24 protein-coding genes are annotated in these 18586 nt (G+C 53.2%); 22 read left to right on the top strand and 2 right to left on the bottom strand.

Features of this window, described 5'->3' with window-relative positions; translation table 11 throughout:
• The first annotated feature begins 584 nt into the window (after nt 1-584).
• The 17 genes from B8V81_RS25055 (at nt 585) to B8V81_RS24560 (ending at nt 13831) form a co-directional block, all read left to right on the top strand.
• Nucleotides 585-755 (top strand): ribbon-helix-helix domain-containing protein, encoded by a 171-nt coding sequence (locus B8V81_RS25055; protein WP_146000557.1) that lies wholly within the window; start codon nt 585-587, stop codon nt 753-755.
• Nucleotides 752-1129, top strand: a complete 378-nt coding sequence (locus tag B8V81_RS25050) for a hypothetical protein (protein ID WP_146000556.1) — start codon at nt 752-754, stop codon at nt 1127-1129. Before B8V81_RS25055 ends, B8V81_RS25050 begins: the two co-directional genes overlap by 4 nt.
• A gap of 52 nt (nt 1130-1181) precedes the next feature.
• Nucleotides 1182-2096 carry a conjugal transfer protein TrbL family protein gene (locus tag B8V81_RS24630; RefSeq protein ID WP_101809555.1) on the top strand — a complete coding sequence of 305 codons (915 nt, stop codon included), beginning with the start codon at nt 1182-1184 and terminating at the stop codon, nt 2094-2096.
• Nucleotides 2097-2561 carry a hypothetical protein gene (locus B8V81_RS24625; RefSeq protein ID WP_101809554.1) on the top strand — a complete coding sequence of 155 codons (465 nt, stop codon included), beginning with the start codon at nt 2097-2099 and terminating at the stop codon, nt 2559-2561.
• 21 nt (nt 2562-2582) lie between these two features.
• Entirely contained in the window at nt 2583-4997 is a 2415-nt protein-coding gene (locus B8V81_RS24620) for a VirB4 family type IV secretion system protein (protein ID WP_101809553.1), read from the top strand.
• Nucleotides 4998-5003: 6 nt separating this feature from the next.
• A complete protein-coding gene (locus B8V81_RS24615; protein WP_101809552.1) occupies nt 5004-6410 on the top strand; it encodes a bifunctional lytic transglycosylase/C40 family peptidase in 1407 nt (468 codons plus the stop codon).
• Nucleotides 6411-6415: 5 nt separating this feature from the next.
• On the top strand, nt 6416-6976 hold the full coding sequence (locus B8V81_RS24610; protein ID WP_101809551.1) for a hypothetical protein: 561 nt from the start codon (nt 6416-6418) through the stop codon (nt 6974-6976).
• Nucleotides 6977-7097: 121 nt separating this feature from the next.
• Nucleotides 7098-7487, top strand: coding sequence for a hypothetical protein (locus B8V81_RS24605; protein WP_101809550.1), 390 nt, complete (start codon nt 7098-7100; stop codon nt 7485-7487).
• 1 nt (nt 7488) lies between these two features.
• Nucleotides 7489-7680 carry a hypothetical protein gene (locus B8V81_RS24600; RefSeq protein ID WP_101809549.1) on the top strand — a complete coding sequence of 64 codons (192 nt, stop codon included), beginning with the start codon at nt 7489-7491 and terminating at the stop codon, nt 7678-7680.
• Complete coding sequence (locus B8V81_RS24595; protein ID WP_101809548.1) at nt 7677-8072, top strand: hypothetical protein; 396 nt, start codon at nt 7677-7679, stop codon at nt 8070-8072. The genes B8V81_RS24600 and B8V81_RS24595 overlap by 4 nt, the downstream gene beginning before the upstream one ends.
• On the top strand, nt 8065-9066 hold the full coding sequence (locus tag B8V81_RS24590; RefSeq protein WP_146000555.1) for a hypothetical protein: 1002 nt from the start codon (nt 8065-8067) through the stop codon (nt 9064-9066). Before B8V81_RS24595 ends, B8V81_RS24590 begins: the two co-directional genes overlap by 8 nt.
• Nucleotides 9067-9195: 129 nt before the next feature.
• Nucleotides 9196-10338, top strand: coding sequence for a ParM/StbA family protein (locus tag B8V81_RS24585; protein ID WP_101809546.1), 1143 nt, complete (start codon nt 9196-9198; stop codon nt 10336-10338).
• A gap of 7 nt (nt 10339-10345) precedes the next feature.
• The gene (locus tag B8V81_RS24580; RefSeq protein ID WP_101809545.1) at nt 10346-10768 is read left to right on the top strand and encodes a hypothetical protein; all 423 of its coding nucleotides are present in this window, start codon (nt 10346-10348) and stop codon (nt 10766-10768) included.
• Nucleotides 10769-10778: 10 nt separating this feature from the next.
• The gene (locus B8V81_RS24575) at nt 10779-11519 is read left to right on the top strand and encodes a metal-dependent hydrolase (RefSeq protein WP_101809544.1); all 741 of its coding nucleotides are present in this window, start codon (nt 10779-10781) and stop codon (nt 11517-11519) included.
• 311 nt (nt 11520-11830) lie between these two features.
• The gene (locus B8V81_RS24570) at nt 11831-12244 is read left to right on the top strand and encodes a hypothetical protein (protein ID WP_101809543.1); all 414 of its coding nucleotides are present in this window, start codon (nt 11831-11833) and stop codon (nt 12242-12244) included.
• 238 nt (nt 12245-12482) lie between these two features.
• Nucleotides 12483-13571: a phosphoadenosine phosphosulfate reductase domain-containing protein gene (locus B8V81_RS24565; protein WP_101809542.1), complete on the top strand. Its 1089-nt coding sequence runs from the start codon at nt 12483-12485 to the stop codon at nt 13569-13571.
• Nucleotides 13568-13831 (top strand): hypothetical protein, encoded by a 264-nt coding sequence (locus B8V81_RS24560; RefSeq protein WP_101809541.1) that lies wholly within the window; start codon nt 13568-13570, stop codon nt 13829-13831. The genes B8V81_RS24565 and B8V81_RS24560 overlap by 4 nt, the downstream gene beginning before the upstream one ends.
• A gap of 29 nt (nt 13832-13860) precedes the next feature.
• Here the strand turns inward: B8V81_RS24560 and B8V81_RS24555 are convergent, their stop codons facing one another.
• Nucleotides 13861-14238 (bottom strand): YhjD family protein, encoded by a 378-nt coding sequence (locus tag B8V81_RS24555; RefSeq protein ID WP_101809540.1) that lies wholly within the window; start codon nt 14236-14238, stop codon nt 13861-13863.
• 318 nt (nt 14239-14556) lie between these two features.
• Between B8V81_RS24555 and B8V81_RS24550 the strand changes: the two genes are divergently transcribed.
• The 5 genes from B8V81_RS24550 to B8V81_RS24530 all read left to right on the top strand — a co-directional run bounded on the left by B8V81_RS24550 (nt 14557) and on the right by B8V81_RS24530 (nt 17236).
• Nucleotides 14557-14799, top strand: a complete 243-nt coding sequence (locus B8V81_RS24550; protein ID WP_101809539.1) for a hypothetical protein — start codon at nt 14557-14559, stop codon at nt 14797-14799.
• 86 nt (nt 14800-14885) lie between these two features.
• A complete protein-coding gene (locus tag B8V81_RS24545; protein WP_101809538.1) occupies nt 14886-15362 on the top strand; it encodes a hypothetical protein in 477 nt (158 codons plus the stop codon).
• A gap of 20 nt (nt 15363-15382) precedes the next feature.
• Nucleotides 15383-15859, top strand: coding sequence for a hypothetical protein (locus B8V81_RS24540; protein WP_101809537.1), 477 nt, complete (start codon nt 15383-15385; stop codon nt 15857-15859).
• Entirely contained in the window at nt 15856-16359 is a 504-nt protein-coding gene (locus B8V81_RS24535) for a hypothetical protein (protein ID WP_101809536.1), read from the top strand. The genes B8V81_RS24540 and B8V81_RS24535 overlap by 4 nt, the downstream gene beginning before the upstream one ends.
• A gap of 91 nt (nt 16360-16450) precedes the next feature.
• Nucleotides 16451-17236 (top strand): hypothetical protein, encoded by a 786-nt coding sequence (locus tag B8V81_RS24530; protein ID WP_101809535.1) that lies wholly within the window; start codon nt 16451-16453, stop codon nt 17234-17236.
• A 215-nt stretch (nt 17237-17451) separates the two neighbouring features.
• On the opposite strand, the gene B8V81_RS24525 is transcribed toward B8V81_RS24530, so the two are convergent.
• Complete coding sequence (locus B8V81_RS24525) at nt 17452-18417, bottom strand: AcrVA2 family anti-CRISPR protein (protein WP_101809534.1); 966 nt, start codon at nt 18415-18417, stop codon at nt 17452-17454.
• Nucleotides 18418-18586: the final 169 nt, after the last annotated feature.

Below are 18586 nucleotides of genomic sequence, written 5' to 3'. Positions count from 1 at the left end.
AAGCTCCTGGCAGCTGGCCGCCGGCGGGGCCGCGGCGCGATCGCGCCCGAAGCTCCTGGCAGCTGGCCGCCGGCGGGGCCGCGGCGCGATCGCTGCGCGGAGCTCCTGCAGCTGGTCAGCCGGCGGGGCCTCCCTTAACGCCGCGGAGTCATGGGTACAAGAAATACTGTTAACTTAATAAACAATGTTAACAGATGTTGTATGAAGGTTTATCTGTTAACCATCTGCGAAACGAACACCCAGGCTCAGAATGCCGTCGATCGCAGAAGCGCTGCTGCGCGACGCGTCTGCGCCTTCCCGACTGATCGGTGCAACAGGGAAGGTTACGAAGCTCGGGCGGATTCGCTCCGGCGTATAAGCGCGCGGCGCAACATGACTGCCGGGGCAGGCGCTGAAGGGCCACCCGGCGTCCCCGTTATCGGAGCGCTCGGTTCCTCATGGCGGGTGGGAATTATCTATATTCTTTTATTACCTTATCTACTTAATAGTGTTTTAATTTCTTTTCCAGAAAATATGAGGTATATCGTTAAGATATACTCCATCCTCGCCGATATATAGTTCATGAGGATCAGTGGAGGAGGGGGATGAAAGTCCTGGGTGAACCTGTTTATGAGAAAAAACTCCTACGCATTTCAAACGTTCAGGGGAAGAAGCTTAAAATTCTCAAGCAAACAACAGGTATAGCTGAATCAGAGCATATGAGACGAGCATTGGATTTGTACTTTGAAAAACTCAACTCGGAGGGAAAAACGTGAACATTCTGAACTACAAGCATTTTTCGAAGATTTATATGGGGGCAGTCGTTGCTGCGTCTACGCTATACGCCTCTACGGAAATGGCTAATGCTGCGGTAAGCATCGATGGTTGTACCAACAAGCTGTGGTCAGTCCCCGATCCTGTCTTAAAGATTAAAGAATTATTCGCTGAACCAGTGGTTTGGATTCAATGGGTGACTGGGATAACATTACCGTTCGTTTTAATTTTGATTTTTCTAAAAATTAAATCGGCTAAAGGCAGACCAGAAAAGATTGAAGATGGCATGCGTGCGCTCTATTGGACGCTCGGCATTGATCTTGCTATTTTCTCCGTCACATGGGCTGCAGGTTGGTATTTCGGTAAGATTTGCTAAAAATAATCTTCCCCTTTCAATATGAAGGGGATTTTCTTTTAGAGGAGGCCGCATGAAAAAGAAACGGATATCATCTCTCCTTTTCTTCCTATTTCTCATGACCTTACCTAACGTCGCCTATGCGGAAAGCTGGGCAGAGCGTACGGCAGGTGGCGTCGTGACCTATATTCTCAAATATTTTTTCGAGCCTTTATTTAATGCTGCAGTGGAAGTTTTGGGATCCATTATGATTACAGATCCGTTCAGCACGTATCCTCTCATTGACAAGGTAAAGGCAATGGTTCAACTCATTGCCATAAGCCTACTCTTTTGTACTGTCGCATTTCGTCTATTTCGAACTCGAGTCGGCATTGCCACTGGGGGACAGACCGAACCGCTAGCTGATCTTCTTTTTCGTTCTATGATTTCAGGTGTCCTAATATTTGCACTTCCGTTCATGTTAGAACACTTGATAAAGATCAACGACGTAATAATTGAAATTATTAAAACCCTGAACGTTGATCTTACAGGTAACTTGAATGCCTTAAATTTTTATGGTGGACGTGACATCGTTCTATTCTTGGCTTTCATTGTTTTTATCGTCGCGCTTATTGGAGTCACAATCAGCAATACGATTCGATTCGCCGAGCTTTGCGTGCTCTATTGCATTGCACCTATCATGGCGGTCAGCCACGCGGGTAAAGGAGAGGCGTTTCAAATATGGGTGACTCAAGCCATTGCAGTGACATTCACCCAATCCATTCAGTTTTTCTTGATTGCACTGACGTTTGAATTCCTTGGAAACATGGAATTGAATAGCTGGACTCAAATGGTAGCGCCAATTGGAGCATGCGTCATAGCGGTAAAGGGACCTCAGTCGCTGAAGCAGCTTATGTACAGCAGCGGTGTAGGCGGGTTTGGAGCAGGAATGGGGCAGCAAGCAACAACGACGGCCATCTATTCCAAGATGATGAAGGGTGTGAAATAGGTGGAGCGAAAAGAGTACCACATCCCCCGCCGCGTCGATGAAGGCTTCAAATTCTTAGGTCTTAAAGGACGAGATTTCATCATCGTCATTCCCGTTGTCCTGTTGGCGCTTGTTATTGTCTTATTCACCGGTTTGCCGATTAAAGCCAAAGTTGTTATTGCCGTTTTTCTTGTTGTCCCGACTTACATGGGGATGTCGTTTGAGCTTTCAAATGGGCTACTGACCAAGGATTACATTAAGCTCCTGCTTCGGTTCTATCTGATTGACCAAAACGATTATTCGTTGACTAGCTCGGCTTCTCGCATTTCCCCTCATCCCAAGGTGGACTACGTCAAGCCAGAGGCTAAATCAAAAGAAGCCTTTATCGTGGAGGCTGAGACATCACCGATGGAACCAGAAGATGACAAGGAAGCTGCGCTCGAGCGGCTGAGGCCATGGATAGCTCAGCCTAAACGAATTCAGTAGACACGATAGGGGGATGCTTCAATGGCTTTACGAGATTGGATTCCACATCAGTTGAGGCCTGGCGGTACCAAAACGCCTGTCCAGGCTCTCCCATTCAAGCGGTTTGACGAGGATTATCTGCAGCTCACGGACGGCACTTATCGCTGTGTCCTCAAAGTTTCGCCCATTAACAACGATTTGCTGGAGGATGACGAAAACGATCAGGTCGTCGAAGCGATGCAGGAGGCCATCAACAGTACAGCCGTAGGCATTATGCAATTTACGGTCAGTTCAGAGCGACTTAATTTAGACGAGTACATGGCGTATCTACAGCAGAAAATTGATGGAGCGACAGAAGAATACTTCATGCTCCGTCTTCAATCTCAACTGGAATATACAAAGCGGCAGACAGAAAAACAGCGTAATGTGAAATCGTACTATTTTACTTTGACGTCAAGAAACAGCGATTTAAAGCGTGCTCGTGAAGACTTCGATGAGACGATGCGCAAGGTGGATGAATCTTTAGGCCGATCGGAAATGTTTATTAAAAAAATGACAAAATCAGAGACTTTGCGAATGCTTTACGAAAAGCTTAACCCCATTACTTCGGTCTCTCAGCCGTTTCGTCCAGAACAGGAATCGCTTGAGTCCATTGCTCCTGAACCAATACGGCACTCCGAATACTATAGTGAAATGGATGGCATGTATTATCGGTTTTTCACGATTGTTGATTATCCTGAAAAAACCTATCCGGCATGGATGAAGAAAGTTTTTGATGCCAACGCAGAGGTTGATGTATCGTTCCTGCTCCAGCAAACGGGCAAACAGAAGATGATTACGAATATTGACAATTCCATCGGTTTTATTCGTTGGCGCCTGAACAAGCCCGGCACCAGACAAAGCGAAATCATCGAGCTCGAGGCGAAGGAAAAATCTTCTCGTCAGCTGCTGACCGATCTCAGTTCCGATGCCGAACAGGTTTACAATATGACGGCTTTCATCACCGTCCGGGAACGCTCCTTGAAGGCGTTGGAGGTCGCTTGTGAGCGCGTCCAACTTGCCGTATCCACGTCGAAAATGAGCGCTCGTCAAGTCATTCTCATGAATAACGACATGTTCTGGCTTAGCCTTCCGATCGCGTATCCGTCGGCGCTGCTGCAGAATGAAAATTACTACTGGCCGATGCAAAGCTCGGTTATCGGCAGCATCCTCCCCTTCAACTCCAGCGATTTCCAGATGAAATCTGGTGTCATTATGGGGCGAAATCCGGACACCAACTCCTTAATTATTTGTGATCGACGCGACAAGAAGCGCGTGGACAACCCGAACAAGGTCGTCATCGCGCCGTCTGGACGGGGCAAGACCTGGAATATTAAATCGGACGTCATACGGGAGACCAGTCATGGCGTCAAAGGCATCATCATCGACCCCGACCGGGAATATCGCTTCAAATTTGGAGAGCGCGTCGTCTTCTCCATCGGTTCCGATTTTTGTACAAACCCGTTTCATATCCGGTCCGCGATCCTCGACATTGATGAGGATGAGGAAGGCAACGATAGCAACAACTATACCGAGAACGTCGGTGCTTACCTGCAGCGTAAAATCGGGGATCTCATTCCCTTCTTCCGGCAAATCTATCCGACGATGAACTCGACGGAGGAAGCCAGCCTGATGGGAGCCATTCAGGCCATGTATGAGGAGAGCGGCCTGACGTTCCAGAGTACCACGCTGCCAAACGAATTCCCTACCATCACGAGCTTGTACCAAGTCATCAGCCGTCCGGAATTTTTGGTATCGCTCAGTACGTTTGCAACGAATCTGCAGCCGTATGTCGATGGCATCTATAAGAAAATGTTTAATGGGCAGACGAACTGGTCCATGGATTCCCAGCTCACGGTGCTTGACATCAACTCGCTTTCGCCCGTCATTCAACCGCAGATGATGTACTTACTACTCGCGGACATCTGGGAATATATCAAAAAGGACCGGAACGAGCTCGTCGGCCTTTACATTGACGAGGCATGGAAGCTCGCGGATCCGGACAATCCGCAGACGCTAAAGTTCTTGTTCGAGCTTTCCAAGCGGGTCCGGAAATACGGCGGATCGCTCACGACCATCACCCAGTCGGTCGAGGACTTCTTCGCCGCGGGATCCGGAAGCAAGAACTACGGCAAGCACATTTTTGACAATGCCTTCTTTAAAGTCTTCCTTGGCCTGTCGGAAGATGACTATCGCGCTTTGACGGCCATCGGCTTCCGGTTTTCGCGTCGCGAGGAACGTATCCTCAAGCGGCGGAATGCGAAAGGCAGCGGTATATTTATCGCCGGCAGCACGAGGGTCCGGATTCAGTCAGTTCCGCTGCTTGATGAAATGCAGTTCATTGATACCACGCTGGCTAAGACCTACGCTCATCTTCCGGGCGGACTGGACTACTCGGAAGTCAACGAAGGAGCTTGATCTGGCGTGAAGATCAAACTCATCATTGAGGGACTGAAGGTTGCCAAGAAATACTGGCCCTACATCATGCTGCTCTTGATCTTCATCCTGATGCTGCCCGTCCTAGTCATCTCCACCTTGTTCTCGTTTGCAGGCTGGGGTGGAGACGATGATCCCGAAATCTCTGCCAAAGCCGGCCAGTACAAAACTCTGGCTGCGGGGTCAGGAATCGCCTGGCAGCAGCTTTTGGCGGTGGATCTCGCCTGGCACGATATGGACCAGGATGAGCTCACGCCTAAGCTCGTGCTCGATGAGTTCGTCTATTATGTAGACGTTCAAGAGCCTGTGTACAAAGAAAGGGAAGTCGTCAACTGCGTGAAGCGGGACCCTAAAGGCACCTGCATCGAAACGAAGAAAGAAAAGATTCGGGAGATCGATCACTACGAAACCAAGAAGGAAAAGCGAACGCGTACCTTCAGCGCCGTCACCGATCGACTCAACTTTACCGATGACCAGCTGGAAATGGCTCAAATGGTGCTTGAGACGCTCAGCGAAGAAGGGTATGCCGATGGCGCTCAAATCGCAGGTATAGGACTCACTTCGTTGGTCCTCTCGTACGAGCCTCTCGTGAGAAAATATGCCATCATCAACAGCATCGAGGATCAGGTGCCTCTGCTTCTGGCCATGATCCAGCAGGAATCGGGAGGACGAGTCCCTGACGTCATGCAGTCCTCCGAGTCGGCCGGTAAGCCGCGCAACTACTATACCAATCCGGAAGACTCCATCCGGCAAGGGGTCAAGTATTTTGCGGGCCGCCTAAGCGATTCAAAGGGAGATGCCAAGCTTGCCTTGCAGTCCTATAACTTCGGCTTCGGCTTTATCGACTACGCGCTGGACCGCGGAGGATACAGCAAAGAAACTGCGATCGCATTCAGCACAATGATGGCCGAGAAGATGGGGTGGCCTCGGTATGGGGACATCAACTACGTGGACAACGTCATGCGCTATTTCTCTTCCGGCACTCAGCTTTTCAACTATACGGAGGTCTACAACAAAATGATGTCCTACCTCGGCGTGCCGTATCTGCTTGGCGGACGAAACCCGGACACGGGTTCCGTGGATTGCTCCGGACTCATCCAGCACGTTTTCGGCTATTTCGGCGTCCAGATTACGGGCACGGCACAAAGCCAGTATTCCAAGACAAAGGCCATTCCGGCGAGCTCCGCTCAGCCGGGAGACCTGGTGTTTTTTGATACTGGTATGGAGCGCACCGTTGGCCACGTGGGCATGTACATCGGCAACGACCAATTCATCAATGCCAACAGCAGCGGCGTGACCATCTCCAGCGTTTCCGGCTGGAGCAACTACTACGACAAGAGCAAGAAAAGGAAGTACGCCTTCCTCGGCTACCGCCGTATTACATCAGGAGGCTGATAGCGATGCCAAACAATTCCCTTCGTCTTGGCTGCCTCACGCTCGTCCTCATGCTGCTTTTTGTCGGTGGCGCCGTCTACTACTTTGCCCGGATCGACGCAGCGGACAAGCGAGCTGAGGCTGCGGAGAAGCAGCTGGAGAGCATCATGACCGTCAAGGCCGACGACGGCCGCAAAGCCAACGAGCAATTCATCCACGCTTATTTCGGTGCGGAAGAAGGAGAGAGTGCTGTAGCGCGGCTAGAACGCGTCCAGAAGCTCCTCAGCGAAAAGGGAAAACAATCCCTCTCTCCCTCCAATGGACCGGACGGAGAAGGGGAGCCAGATGGCGCGACGTCGCTGCAAACGAACGTGGATCGGCTGAACGTGTATGAGCGGCCTGTCAGCGCGAACGAGATTGAGTTCCTCAACGAGTTCGACTTAACGACCATGCTGTCGGGGGAGGCTCATACCGTTCGGCTCCTCGTTCGCTGCAGCGTTCATCTTCAACCGGAGGAGGCAGGATGGAAGGTTGAGGACGTCGAAGTCATAGGAGACCTCACTGCAGCAAACCAAGACGAGCTCTAATCGCATCCCCCAGCAACGGCTCCAAGCCGTTGCTGGGGGATTTTTCTTCATATGTTGCGTTTCCATAGGATACGTATTATAATTAAGGAAACGTATCGTACTGAAGAAAGAAGAAAGTAGGTTGGCTATGGAAACTATCGTTGAATTGTTCACGGTCAAGCTCCGTGCCACGATGACCGTCAGCGAGGATGGCATCCAGCTGAATATTGGTCAAGACGAGCGAGAGAAGCTCCTGGAATATCTGGAGGTCATTGTTCCAGAGTACGTGCAGCAGGTTGGAGATCAACCTATCAGCGAGGCTAAGCTGATTGAGCTGGCCGCCAAATGGCAGATCGAGCACCCGCATGAAGAGATGACCGAGCCGGTTACAAAACTGCCGTATGACGTTGAAGTTCGGTATGGCGCCATGCTGCAGGAGATATCCAAAGCAACCGGTGTCTCGCAGGCGCAGCTCATCACAACGATGGTAAACAAGTCGTACCAGAAGGTGGTGAAGGAACGCGATGCCTAGAATGATTCGAGTGAAGCAACCTTCCTCGGGATCCGGACAGCGCGTCAAGCTCCAGGCTCGTATTCCGTTAACGACGCGTTACAGGCTGACCAAAGTTGCGGAAACCATTAACCAAACAGGCACGCAGACGATCAGCGATCTCATTGCCAAAACCTATGAAGAAACGTTTGGCCGTCAGGAGCCATTGGCATGAGTCGATCTCAAGGCTACACCCGGAGGATCGGCTTCAAAACAAAACGCTTGAGTACCGATGTCGGCATTACCGTCAAACATCGGATCGCTCGCATTGCCGACATTAAAGGCGACAGCAAGACCGCCGTGCTAAACGAGCTGCTGCATACCGAGCTGACAGGGGGACTTGCCATGGTTGGAAGCTGGAAAACGGCTCAAGGAGAGCTGGCCGAACAAAAGAAGTTCACACGAACCTATATCCTGGAGCACCACGGTGCGGATCGCCTGCACGACATTGAAGCCATTGCCGAAGCTGTCCAAGCGTTCCGGACGTCGAAGGGGTATGAAGCGAAGGTGGAGCCTGACGGGGACAACGATTTCAACGTTCCGGATTGGCTGAAGCAAGATGAATAACCACCGGTTTGCTCCAGGAAGCGTTTATTTCGCGCGGTTCCCGAAATTGGAACAGGTACTGGATCGCCCTGACTACAACATGGACTCTATGAAGCCTGGTGCGACTCCGCGGCCGGTATTTGTACTCCGCCAGCTCGATGAAGAGCGCGTGCTCATTGCTCCATCCACAACGGAGAAGCTCGGCAAGAAGCTTGATCCGACTAGCTTCGTTCCCATTTCTGGCTATGCCATGGACAAGCCTGGAGTCCTCAGCTATGCCAAAGTCAGCCAGATTCAACCGATGCCGATCAGCAAGCTTCTGCCGGCGGATAATCCGATTCAGGTCGATCAGCTGCGTCCGGTTGATCTTGATCGTGTCATGCTCGGTTCCATCTACGTGACCCAAACGGAACAGGGGTATGCGAAATGGATCTCGGACATCGTAAGCAAAAACGTTCGATTGGATCCGCAGCAGCTCGAGCGTCAGATGACCGATGAGCTTAGCTTGCCGGATCGGCCCACAGAGTCGGTACGGTTTCCGTTCAAGCGAGGCGACATCTACATGGCCCGGTATCAGCCCGAAATCGGCAATTCAGATCCCGCTCGGTTGACGGGGCAACACCCGTCTATCTTCTTGACGGACGGCGAGAATATGCATATCCCTGTTGGCCAAACCGTCGTTGTTCCGGTGCTGCCAAACACCGAAGAGTACGCCCGTTACTTCAGCAAGCACGATGTCCTGCTCGGCGATCAACGGGCTTGCATGAACCAGCTGCAGCCGATGAACCGGAGCTGGACGGATCAGCAGCTGCTTGGGCAACTGACGCCAGGTCAGCAGCTCGAAATCGATCGAGGCGTCCTCACATCCCTTGGCATGAGAGAGCATATTATTGAACGGTCCAAGTCCCTCATTCAAGAGCGACTGGCGACACTTGAACCGGATCCGCGTTCTCAACCGGCTCGGGAACAAGCTCAGCCCCAGCCCGATCTGCGGCCGAAACCGAAAAGCCGATAATTGAACTCTTTCCTTGTATGACAATCTAGCATACAATCGTCATACATGTTCGACATACGTATGTCATACATATTGTCATACAGCACAAACCACCACACCCCAAACCACCACCACAGGAGGCCTTTATCCATGCATACCTCTTCATCCGCTGAAGCTACCCCCGCGGTCCTGGTCAGTACGCCCGTTGGCGCCGACCTTGGCAACGACAGCCTGAAGCTTGTCTTTGATGCGCGGAACCCCGTCACCATCAAAAACGCGGTTTCCCGGCGCCTCATGACCGAACGCCGCAAGAACTTGTCCATCGATGGGGACGATGAACAGAAGAAGCGCCAGTACAACAACTTGGATGTCGTCGTCCGTCCGCTTGGTGGGGCCGAAGAGCGCTTTTACATCGGTGATATGGCGATTGAGGCAGGGGAAGACGAAACCGTCGTTGGCACGGAGAAGGCGGACAATCCGTACATCCATATCCCGCTGTTGGCCATGCTGGCCTTGCACACGCCGCGGAGGGAGAAAGAAGCTCATTTCAGCGTCGTCTGCGGCCTGCCCATCAAACAGTTTAACGAGACGGCTCGCGCAAAAATGAAAGATCGGCTGCTGTCCGAGTTCGATGTCACGTTTATGGACGCACAGAGCCAGCCAGGCCGCAAGGTGCGGATCATCATTGATGACGTCGTCGTCGTGCCAGAGGGCGTGCCGGTGATTTTCAACCGGATGCTCAACGAAACGGCTGACGATATTGCCCGTCCGGAGCTTCGCCAGGGATCCTGGGGCGTCATCGACATCGGTGCGTTCACGACGGACTGCCCGGTCATCGTCAACGGCAAGCCGGACTCGATGGCCAGCGACGGCATCGACGAGGGTATCGCAACGTACATTGATCGGATCGCCAGCTCCCTGAGCAACTCGACGCGGGCGACGATCACCCGCAACCAGATCCTTCACAAGATCCTAAACAACGATCTGGAACTGGTGATTCGCGGCAAGATCTACCCGCTGCAGAAGGAGATTGAGGATCAGCTGTTCTCCTTTGCACGAAAGATCATTGACGTGATTGATCGGATGTGGAGCAAGAATTACGAAATCCGCGAGTTCTTCGTTGTGGGTGGCGGCGGCAAGATGCTGAAGCCGTTTCTGGCCCGCATCATGGCGGATCGCGACATCGCACTCACGTTCATCGAGATGAAGAACAGTCGCGACGATCAAAACGATCCTCAGCTGCAGAACGCATACGGCTACTGGAAAATGGCCAAACAAAGATTCGGGGCGTGATTAAATCATGGAGGAGCGTGAGCCTCTCGAGGCAGCACCTAAGCTATACGGCCCGAACGCGGTCGTAACGTTTCGGCTGACGAAAGAGCGAGACGACGTCCGGAGCATCCTGAACGAGAAGAAGGCAGCGGGTGAGGACATCTCCCAGTACCTCGCCCGCGTCATCCGGATCGTGGAAGGACTGGCAACGGACTCGGCAGCTCCTTCTTCCTCTCCAGCCCAGCCGGTTACGGGACTGATGCCGCAGCTGACGGACGATCAGATGAACATCCTGGTGTCTCGGATTACTCAGCAGCTCATGCAGAGCGGGTTTCAGGCACATGCACAGGCTCCAACGCCTGCGATCGTGGAGCCGGACGCTGAAGAGCAGCAGCAGCAACAGAAGAAAGCCGAGCTGAAAAACTTGGCTTCGGACATGATGGAATGGTAGGGATCTTTCGATGATGGGTCGCTCGCACCTTATTATTAGCACCGGCCTAACGCTGTCGGCCGTTCATCTGGCCGGCGAACCTATTACCTGGCCGATGCTCGCCGTGGTGGCCGTCAGCTCGCTGCTTCCGGATCTGGACGAGCCGAATTCATTGCTTGTCTCCCGGTCGCTCACGAGCCCGCTGATGCGAATGATCGAGGTCGCGCTGGTTTTCATCGGCGCGGCTCTTTTTTTACTCGAGACGAGTTATTCGCCGTGGAATTACATTTTGGGCGCATCGTTGGCCTTGGCTTCATTTTTGCCGGTTCGCACGCTTCGTCTCCTGGTGATGTTCGCGGCCGGCGTCGCCCTCTTGGCATTCGGTGAAAGCTTGAAGCCTTGGGGAGCTGTTGCTGGCGCTGTGCTGATGGCTTGCGCGGTTCTGCCGCATCGAGGGATGACGCATTCGCTTTACGGTCTGGCCGCTTGGTCCGCTATCCTTTATGCTGCAGCTGGCACGTCCAGTCCATGGCTATGGCTCGCTGGATCCATGTCGTACTTGCTGCATCTGGTTGCAGATAGCTTGACCAATCGCGGCATTCGTCCGCTGCCTCCATTGCCCTTTCGCTTGTCCCTCAAGCTCATGTCGACGGGATCTCGATGGGGAGGCTTCATCGAAGGCGCGTTTGTTCTTTTGACGGCAGCCATCGTCTACCTTGTTTTTCTGCGCGATGCCATGTTTCTTCAAGCAATTGAACAGCTATACAACTAGGGACAGAAAAGGCTTCGGCCGCGAAACCCCGCCACCCACTAAACCTCCAAGCGACCCGGAAGAACACCGGTTCCATTGGAGGTTTTTTCGTCTGCAGAAAAACCCTGCAGACGAAACCGTGGGTACCCGGCGGCGCGGAAAACCATGAGACGTCGTGCTTCTACCGCAAGCAAGGCGATAGATGACAAGGGTGAGCAAAGCGGCTGGGCTGGGATAAAGAGAAAGGGTACGATCTCGACCATAATAGTATCGTGTCATATAGATACGTGTTATAATAAGATTACAAAGACGAGCTGAGGGAGCGAATGAAAATGGAAAAAAGAGCCTATGTACTGAAGTTGGAAACCGGCACGACGTTGAAACTGGATGACCAAGGACTGAGCGTCGAGGCTGTGGGTGCCGAATCGAAGCGACTGCCTGATAACAAAGCCTTGGAAATGCTGTTCGGTCTGGCTAGTCGTATGCAATTGGAATTGGTCGTTCAAGCCCGCAAGCAAGCGCAGGAGAGCCTGCTGCAGCTCCTTCGTCATCATGACTGGGAAGGGTTGACCGTACTCTTGGAAGAGTATGGCGATGAGATCCAGCAAAGAACGGATCTGGAGCTGGAACGGGCAGCGAGAACGAACGAGCCAGAGGAGGAGCTTTCCGAGGAAGAGAGGCTGGAGCAGATGGAGGGGATGGACCAGGACGACGAAGAGGAGGACGACGTTGATATGGACAACTAGCCATGCTATTGGTGCAAAGCGATCATGCACTCCTGAGGCTGAGCAGGAACTGATTCGCATCGGCCGGCTTGAAGGACTGGAGCCGCTTAACCTGCCACAGTTAATGGCAACGGCGCTCGTTCGCGCCGTTCTGCCCGAGCTTTGTATTGGCTCCGGATCCTCGCTCAGCTACGAGCGATACGCGGAGCAGTTTGGTCAGCTACAGCTCAGCATGTAGGTAGACAGAAAGAGGGAAATCATGCGAAATCACATCATCTTTTTCAGTGGAGGCAAGGCAAGCCTTGCAGCTGCAGACTGGGTGAAGAATCAATATCCAGATGACAACTTCGTCCTATACTTCACGGATGTTCGCTGGGAAAACGAGGACTTGTACCGGTTTGTCTACGAGGCTGCCGACAAGCTGCGGCTCCCTCTTCTGACTCATAGCGCTGGGATCAATCCGATTCAACTCATGTTTGAAAAGAAGCTCCTGTATAACAACATGATTGGAGACTGCAGCAAAATCCTGAAACAACGGGTCTCGGCTGACTTCTTAAAGCGAGGGAAGAAACCAGAACATGAGGAATGGCGAAACCGTGACCGGCTACGCCAGGAGGACTTCGTCACCGGCGCAACGCTGTACTTCGGGATTGGCTTCGACGAAATGCACCGCCAGGGCGCGATCGTGAAGAACTGGGTGCCGTTCCCGGTCGAGATGCCGCTGATTGAGAACAACATCTGGAAGGACGACGTGCTCACGAAATACGGCATCCGGCAGCCTGTCCTCTACGATTACGGCTTCTCGCACAACAACTGCAACGGCCGGTGCGTCAAGGCTGGCCAAGGGCATTATAAGCTGCTGAAGGACCGTATGCCGGACGTGTTTCAAAAGATCATGGAGCAGGAGCATCATCTGAAAATCTGCGTGTCGGCCTATCGCTACATCATGGACGACAAGGTTCCGGAGGGCGAGCGGATCCCGGACGATGTCCGCCAGCTCATGCTGCAGGAGCTGGATGACGCCTACCGCGACTACTTCTATGATCGAGCACCGCACCCCAAGACCTACATCCACCCGGCAGGATCGGCAGCGGCGGCTTATATGAAAATCAAGCAGTATGCTTTTATGAAAAAGACGGGCGACAAGCCTGAAGTCGTGGCGTTTAATACGGAAGATGGGCAGCACGAGAAGCACATCAGATATCCTAGCGTGCCGTACCCGTTGCGGGACTTGCATTACGAGGTCGAAAACGACATGCAGATGGACCTGTTCGATATCGGCGGCTGCGGTTGCTTTTTGGAACCTTACGACTCAGATGATGCTGAAAGGATGGAAACCCAACTATGAAACTGGACATCATGATTACGGTTACGCCGATGCTTCGTTACACGCGCTATAGCGCCGTTTGCTGGTATAGAGGGGAGGAGCATGTTTTTACAAGCACTGAGTCCATGCGCAAGCTGCTCTTCGGTCTCAAATCGACGCTGCAGCGCATTTGGATGCTTGATTTGTACGGCCATCGCATCCTCGGTGATTTTGAGGAAAGCGATCTGACGACAGACGATCGGCTTGCCTGGGAAACGCCGCTGGCGGATCTCCGAGTCTGAAGGGAGGATCTCAGTCAGCTGATGCTTCGTTACGAGGTGGCTTTCATCAGCTGCTTGACTTCATCCATGTAGTGCGCCAGCAGATGACCAAGAGCAGCCCGCGCTTCCGGGCGGGTCAGATTCAACTCCTGGCGGAATCCTCCCGCAACAAAGTCATAGCTGATCGCAGCACCCTTCTGCGGCGTCTTATTCCCGATGAGCTTAATCTTGCGGTTCAGCAGCTCTTTGCGGACTATGGGTTGCCGGTCCATAATACGATTGATGACGGTTTGAGCCGTGATGAGATAGGCTCGGGTTAATGGATCTCTGCGCTGCTCCATTTCATCCATGTTCCGTTCCACAATTCCTATTAGATGCGGTATCAAGACCGCTTCTTTCACCAGCAGCAGTTCATCGGCTTCAATCAAGATGACTCCTCCTTAATGAGAACATATATTCTCATTATAGCCACCGCGCTCAGAAAGACAACATGGATTATGTAGCCATATTTTAGTTGCGTGTCTAGTAGATACGTTGTATAATGAGTGTAAGAACTTCTCAAGGAGGATCATTTCATGAATAATTTACTTTTCCGTCCGAGTTGGGCCATCCGGGAGTGCAGGTGCCAGATCTGCGGGTACGAAGCCGAGTCAGGCTTCTTCGGCAAAGACCTTACGGTCTGCATGGACTGCGAGGACAAAGTATCCGCAGAAGAAGCGAGAGCTGAAGAAGGGAGTGTCCAGTGAATGACTAAAATGAAGCTCCCACAAATAAAAGTGATCTCGCTGCCCCTCAAGCTGTCGAATGATATCGATGATTTCCTGTCGGGCGTAAATTCGCAAGAAGAGCTTCAAGACAAGGTCAATCGGTGGATCCAGCAGCATGCGCATAAGGTGAGCGTCACCGACATCCGTTTCTACGGCGCAGGGGAGTACGCGACGATTCATTACGACTTGGAGTTCAGCATCCAATCATCTGGCTCGGCCTAACAAGTGCAGCTTCAGAGGCAGCGGCCGCTGTTTGGAACGTCCTCAGCGCGCCGCGTTTCTGGCCCTCATCCAGGAGGAGAAGAAAATTGATTATTATCGATCTGAATCAGTTGTACCAGCCGTATTTCGCGGCTTTTGTCACGCATCATGGGTATCAGACGGGCGATGAGGTCCATAGCTGGGTCTACACCGGCTGGATCGGGGGAAAGTGGAAGGAATGGCGCCGACTTCACCACAAAACAGAGACGGAGCCCCTGTCTGCCGCCGAAACAGAGTGCTTTCATAATTGGCTGCTGGAAACGTCATCGCCGGCAATGCCGTTGCGCCGTCCCCATTCCAACGAGGATGAAATCGAGGAAGCCAAGATGCTCGCTCGATTGCAGCGCATGATAAGGACGGCGAATAAGGCAGCGGACCAAAAGCATTACATCCATACGGATGTGGAGTTGGGCGTGATTCGAAGGGTCATGGAAGCCAAGCGACTATCATCCGTACCGGCTGGGGTCGAACGAGTGGTCGGTCATTATTACACCAAAATGACGGGCAGGACCCCTTACTATTAGTTCGAAGGAGCGTGCCTGAATTGGCCAAATACTATGTCACCCACACGTGCGGTCATGGACACGAACATGTCCTGTTCGGCAAGAACACCGATCGCGAGAGAATATTGAAGTCAGAAGAGCGGAGTGAATGTCCGGACTGCGTTCGTGCCAAGCGCATTGCCGACGCGAAAGCGAATGCGGTTCAAGAGGGGCTCCCGGAACTCCAGGGAACCGAGAAGCAAATCGAATGGGCCGAACAGATTCGCATCAGGCAGCTGCCTGTGCTCAAGGCGCTTTTCAAGACAGTACAAGCATTGAAGCCCCTCAACGAAGACGGACAACGGATGCTGGACTGGATGCTTTGTCGCGTTCAGGAGATGATGCACACGCTGGAGGCTGCGTGGTGGATCGAAACGAGAGTTGATGAGATGGCCACCTTCCGGAGACGATTGATGAAAGAGGCCCAGGCATGGGGGATGGAGCAGGGACTGAAGCTTGGGGGAGGAGAGAAGCCATGACGCCAGAGGTATACAAGCATCTAAAGGAATGGGAACTTGCGCGGAAGATCGTTTGTTTCCCGGAACCGCCAGTCGAGGATCCCTATGCAGATCCGGAGGAGCTGCTGTCACCCGAGGAAGAACGGAGACGGAGTTTGCACTTTGCCTTTCTCCGGATGTCCGTTATGGAGCACGAGCTTTACGCGCAAGGCATCGATGCCGAGTATGTCGTCACAACGGCCTATCCGGAATACCGCTGGATGACATGGTTTTTCAATTACCGCGTCATAGAAATCAAGAGAGAGAACGGCCCATACGTGTACCGAATTAGCGAGGGCTTTCCAGACGAGGAGGGCTACCGAAATACCTTCTCTTCCTTCGAGGAAGCCTGCCAGGAGCTGACCGAGCTCTACAGCTATCAACCCTCTTACGAAGACGATATGGACAAGTTCCTGGCGTTTTGGCGTGATGTTCCGCGTCCACCTGCGCCAGAAAATGATACGGACAGGCTATTCGAATAACGCTGCTTCTTCTGATCCTGTCCAGCAGCTGGCAAGCACAAGCAGACGCTGCAGACGCGCTAAGGCGTCGGGCAAGAAAGAGAGTGTTTAGATGAAAAAGAATAAAATCGTGAACGTCAGAAGCGCCATCTATATGACCGCAATGTCGCAAAACCCGGAGTTTTATGCCGTTTCGGTTACCCAGGTCGAGGACCTGGGATATGTCTTGCGAATGGGAGCCAAATTGTCCCGGCTGCCACTACATAGGGAGATCGACCTTCTATTGCTTGACTCGAGGGGGTATAGCGCCTCCAGCTCGGCTGGACACGTTACACTCGACGCAACCAGAGAGGTCCAAACGATTGAGATCGTCGGGATGTGCGGATTCGGGAGCTCCCAGTGCCTCCGACCAGTACATCCTTTCACGGCGTACGCCCTCACCGGTGCTGAGGTCACGGGGGTTGAAACCCACTCTAACAGCAACACCGCATCGACGGATGCGGCTGTGACCTACCTCCGCGATGAAATAGCGTACAGCTACGGAGAGGAAAGAGAGGTTTTAATCCTTTGGGGGCAGTCTGATCGTACCCAGGCCTGCAAGGCCGTATCGGAGGAGCGTGATGGGGTTACGCTTCAAGCTCCCGAGGAACATCAGACCCATATCGTTAACCCAACAACGGTACGGGCAGTTACCGTCCGGGCGGAACTGTACGGTCAGTACTATGTGCACTGGCACCGGTGGGAAGAACAGATCCCTTCGGACAAAAAACACCGCCTGGTCATTCAGGACGCGGAGGCGAAGATCCAAGAAGGGGTTGAGGTGAACGTTCACCGGTTGATTGCTGAAGGCGCTAAAAAGGCGCTCGAAAAGTGGGAGGCCGAGAACGTTGAAAACTAAAAAGAGCCGAGCATAAGCCCGGCTCCCTAGCTGTACAGCCCTTGGCCCAATCCATGCCGCACATCATGCGCATGATGTTTGCGGCAAATAGCGGCCAAGGTTATAGCACTTTTGTAAGACGAGTTTGTTTCAATCCACGCCCGCCAAACGGGCGAAAGCTTGCACCAAAAATATACCATAGGTGTGAGGGGGACGCAATACGTCCAACTCGCACATTACGATCCTGCGACAAGCGGGGAGATCCAACGATAGATGAACGACTGGTCGCCTGTGCGGGGGCCGGTCCAGTACCCGTACCAGTGGCCGCGCCGGACGTGGACGCGCTTGCTCCCGCGTTCGCGGACTTCGGATCCGCCGGCCAGGCGTTGCACGCGTAGCCGCTCGCCGGTCTGCTCGCCCACCTGCCAGGTGCGTACTGCTTCAGCAGCAAAGAGGACTAGGCCTCGTTTTGTTTTGACCGGCTGCGGTCGGCCGCCAGGGGAGTGCCCTGGTTTGCGGGCATCATCAATCTCCGGTTTGTCCGAGCACAAATACAGCAATAGGGAGATTAACTTGCTGGTATAGTCTTTCGCGCCCCTGGCATAGGCCAGGAGCTGGTCAGCGGGCAAGGGGAGGTTAAGGAGACCCGCTTGCTTCTTGGCTTCCTCCAGCGGCTTTTCTAGCGCCTCTGCGACGGTCCAGTTCCCAATATGAAGCGGGACGACAACCAGATCCCCGCCGTGGAGGTTCAGCAGCAGCCGCAATTCTTCCCGTCCGGTGTTGGCATCCCATTCGAGATGGGCGAAAAAGCCCAGCAGCTCATGCTCGAACCAGTTCAGGCCGGGCGTCTCCACGTAGACGCACCACTCCGGAAGTCGGTGAAACACCTCCGACGGCAAATCCCCGAAGATCGTGCTGTTCGTCAGCGCGGCGAGCATGTCCGGCTGAACCCGGTACACGCCTTGCGTATACCGCCAGGTTCCGATCGCGGCCAGCTTGCCGACGTCGGCGATGGCATCTAATCCACGCTCCGCGTTGGATGCTTTACTCGTGACCATGGCATACCATGCGGCCATGGGGAGGAAGCACCATTCAGGCCACTCGGGCAGATCGGATCCTCTTCCGGCGCGGAAGCTAGTCACGTGCTTCCCCGTGTCTGGATAATGACGCATCCACTCATTCAGGTGCTCCTTCGGATCCATTCTGCTCATTCCTTTCGCGCCCTCTATGCGCCGATTATAGCATCCCGGTTTGCTTCCTGCAGCAGCGCGGCCGGAAAAGGAGCGTTCCCGGCTGTCGCCAGGAACGTTGATTGTCTTTCCTTCCTTCCGTGCTCGCTTCGCTCCGCCCGGATCCATTCGGTTTTCCAGT

The organism is Paenibacillus pasadenensis (assembly GCF_002864175.1).
GTDB lineage: Bacteria > Bacillota > Bacilli > Paenibacillales > Paenibacillaceae > Paenibacillus_O > Paenibacillus_O pasadenensis.
Note: the sequence above shows the minus strand (reverse complement) of the source record. Positions and strands in the feature narration are given on the sequence as shown.

What these genes read in the sequence shown, in the direction of transcription:
- B8V81_RS24595 (WP_101809548.1), top strand. Translation starts at nt 7,677, where the DNA reads ATGAGTCGATCTCAAGGCTACACCCGGAGGATCGGCTTCAAAACAAAA.
- B8V81_RS24585 (WP_101809546.1), top strand. Translation starts at nt 9,196, where the DNA reads ATGCATACCTCTTCATCCGCTGAAGCTACCCCCGCGGTCCTGGTCAGT.
- B8V81_RS24550 (WP_101809539.1), top strand. Translation starts at nt 14,557, where the DNA reads ATGACTAAAATGAAGCTCCCACAAATAAAAGTGATCTCGCTGCCCCTC.
- B8V81_RS24565 (WP_101809542.1), top strand. Translation starts at nt 12,483, where the DNA reads ATGCGAAATCACATCATCTTTTTCAGTGGAGGCAAGGCAAGCCTTGCA.
- B8V81_RS24525 (WP_101809534.1), bottom strand. Translation starts at nt 18,417, where the DNA reads ATGGATCCGAAGGAGCACCTGAATGAGTGGATGCGTCATTATCCAGAC.
- B8V81_RS24630 (WP_101809555.1), top strand. Translation starts at nt 1,182, where the DNA reads ATGAAAAAGAAACGGATATCATCTCTCCTTTTCTTCCTATTTCTCATG.
- B8V81_RS24530 (WP_101809535.1), top strand. Translation starts at nt 16,451, where the DNA reads ATGAAAAAGAATAAAATCGTGAACGTCAGAAGCGCCATCTATATGACC.
- B8V81_RS24575 (WP_101809544.1), top strand. Translation starts at nt 10,779, where the DNA reads ATGATGGGTCGCTCGCACCTTATTATTAGCACCGGCCTAACGCTGTCG.
- B8V81_RS25055 (WP_146000557.1), top strand. Translation starts at nt 585, where the DNA reads ATGAAAGTCCTGGGTGAACCTGTTTATGAGAAAAAACTCCTACGCATT.
- B8V81_RS24610 (WP_101809551.1), top strand. Translation starts at nt 6,416, where the DNA reads ATGCCAAACAATTCCCTTCGTCTTGGCTGCCTCACGCTCGTCCTCATG.
- B8V81_RS24590 (WP_146000555.1), top strand. Translation starts at nt 8,065, where the DNA reads ATGAATAACCACCGGTTTGCTCCAGGAAGCGTTTATTTCGCGCGGTTC.
- B8V81_RS24535 (WP_101809536.1), top strand. Translation starts at nt 15,856, where the DNA reads ATGACGCCAGAGGTATACAAGCATCTAAAGGAATGGGAACTTGCGCGG.
- B8V81_RS24620 (WP_101809553.1), top strand. Translation starts at nt 2,583, where the DNA reads ATGGCTTTACGAGATTGGATTCCACATCAGTTGAGGCCTGGCGGTACC.
- B8V81_RS24580 (WP_101809545.1), top strand. Translation starts at nt 10,346, where the DNA reads ATGGAGGAGCGTGAGCCTCTCGAGGCAGCACCTAAGCTATACGGCCCG.
- B8V81_RS24600 (WP_101809549.1), top strand. Translation starts at nt 7,489, where the DNA reads ATGATTCGAGTGAAGCAACCTTCCTCGGGATCCGGACAGCGCGTCAAG.
- B8V81_RS24560 (WP_101809541.1), top strand. Translation starts at nt 13,568, where the DNA reads ATGAAACTGGACATCATGATTACGGTTACGCCGATGCTTCGTTACACG.
- B8V81_RS24570 (WP_101809543.1), top strand. Translation starts at nt 11,831, where the DNA reads ATGGAAAAAAGAGCCTATGTACTGAAGTTGGAAACCGGCACGACGTTG.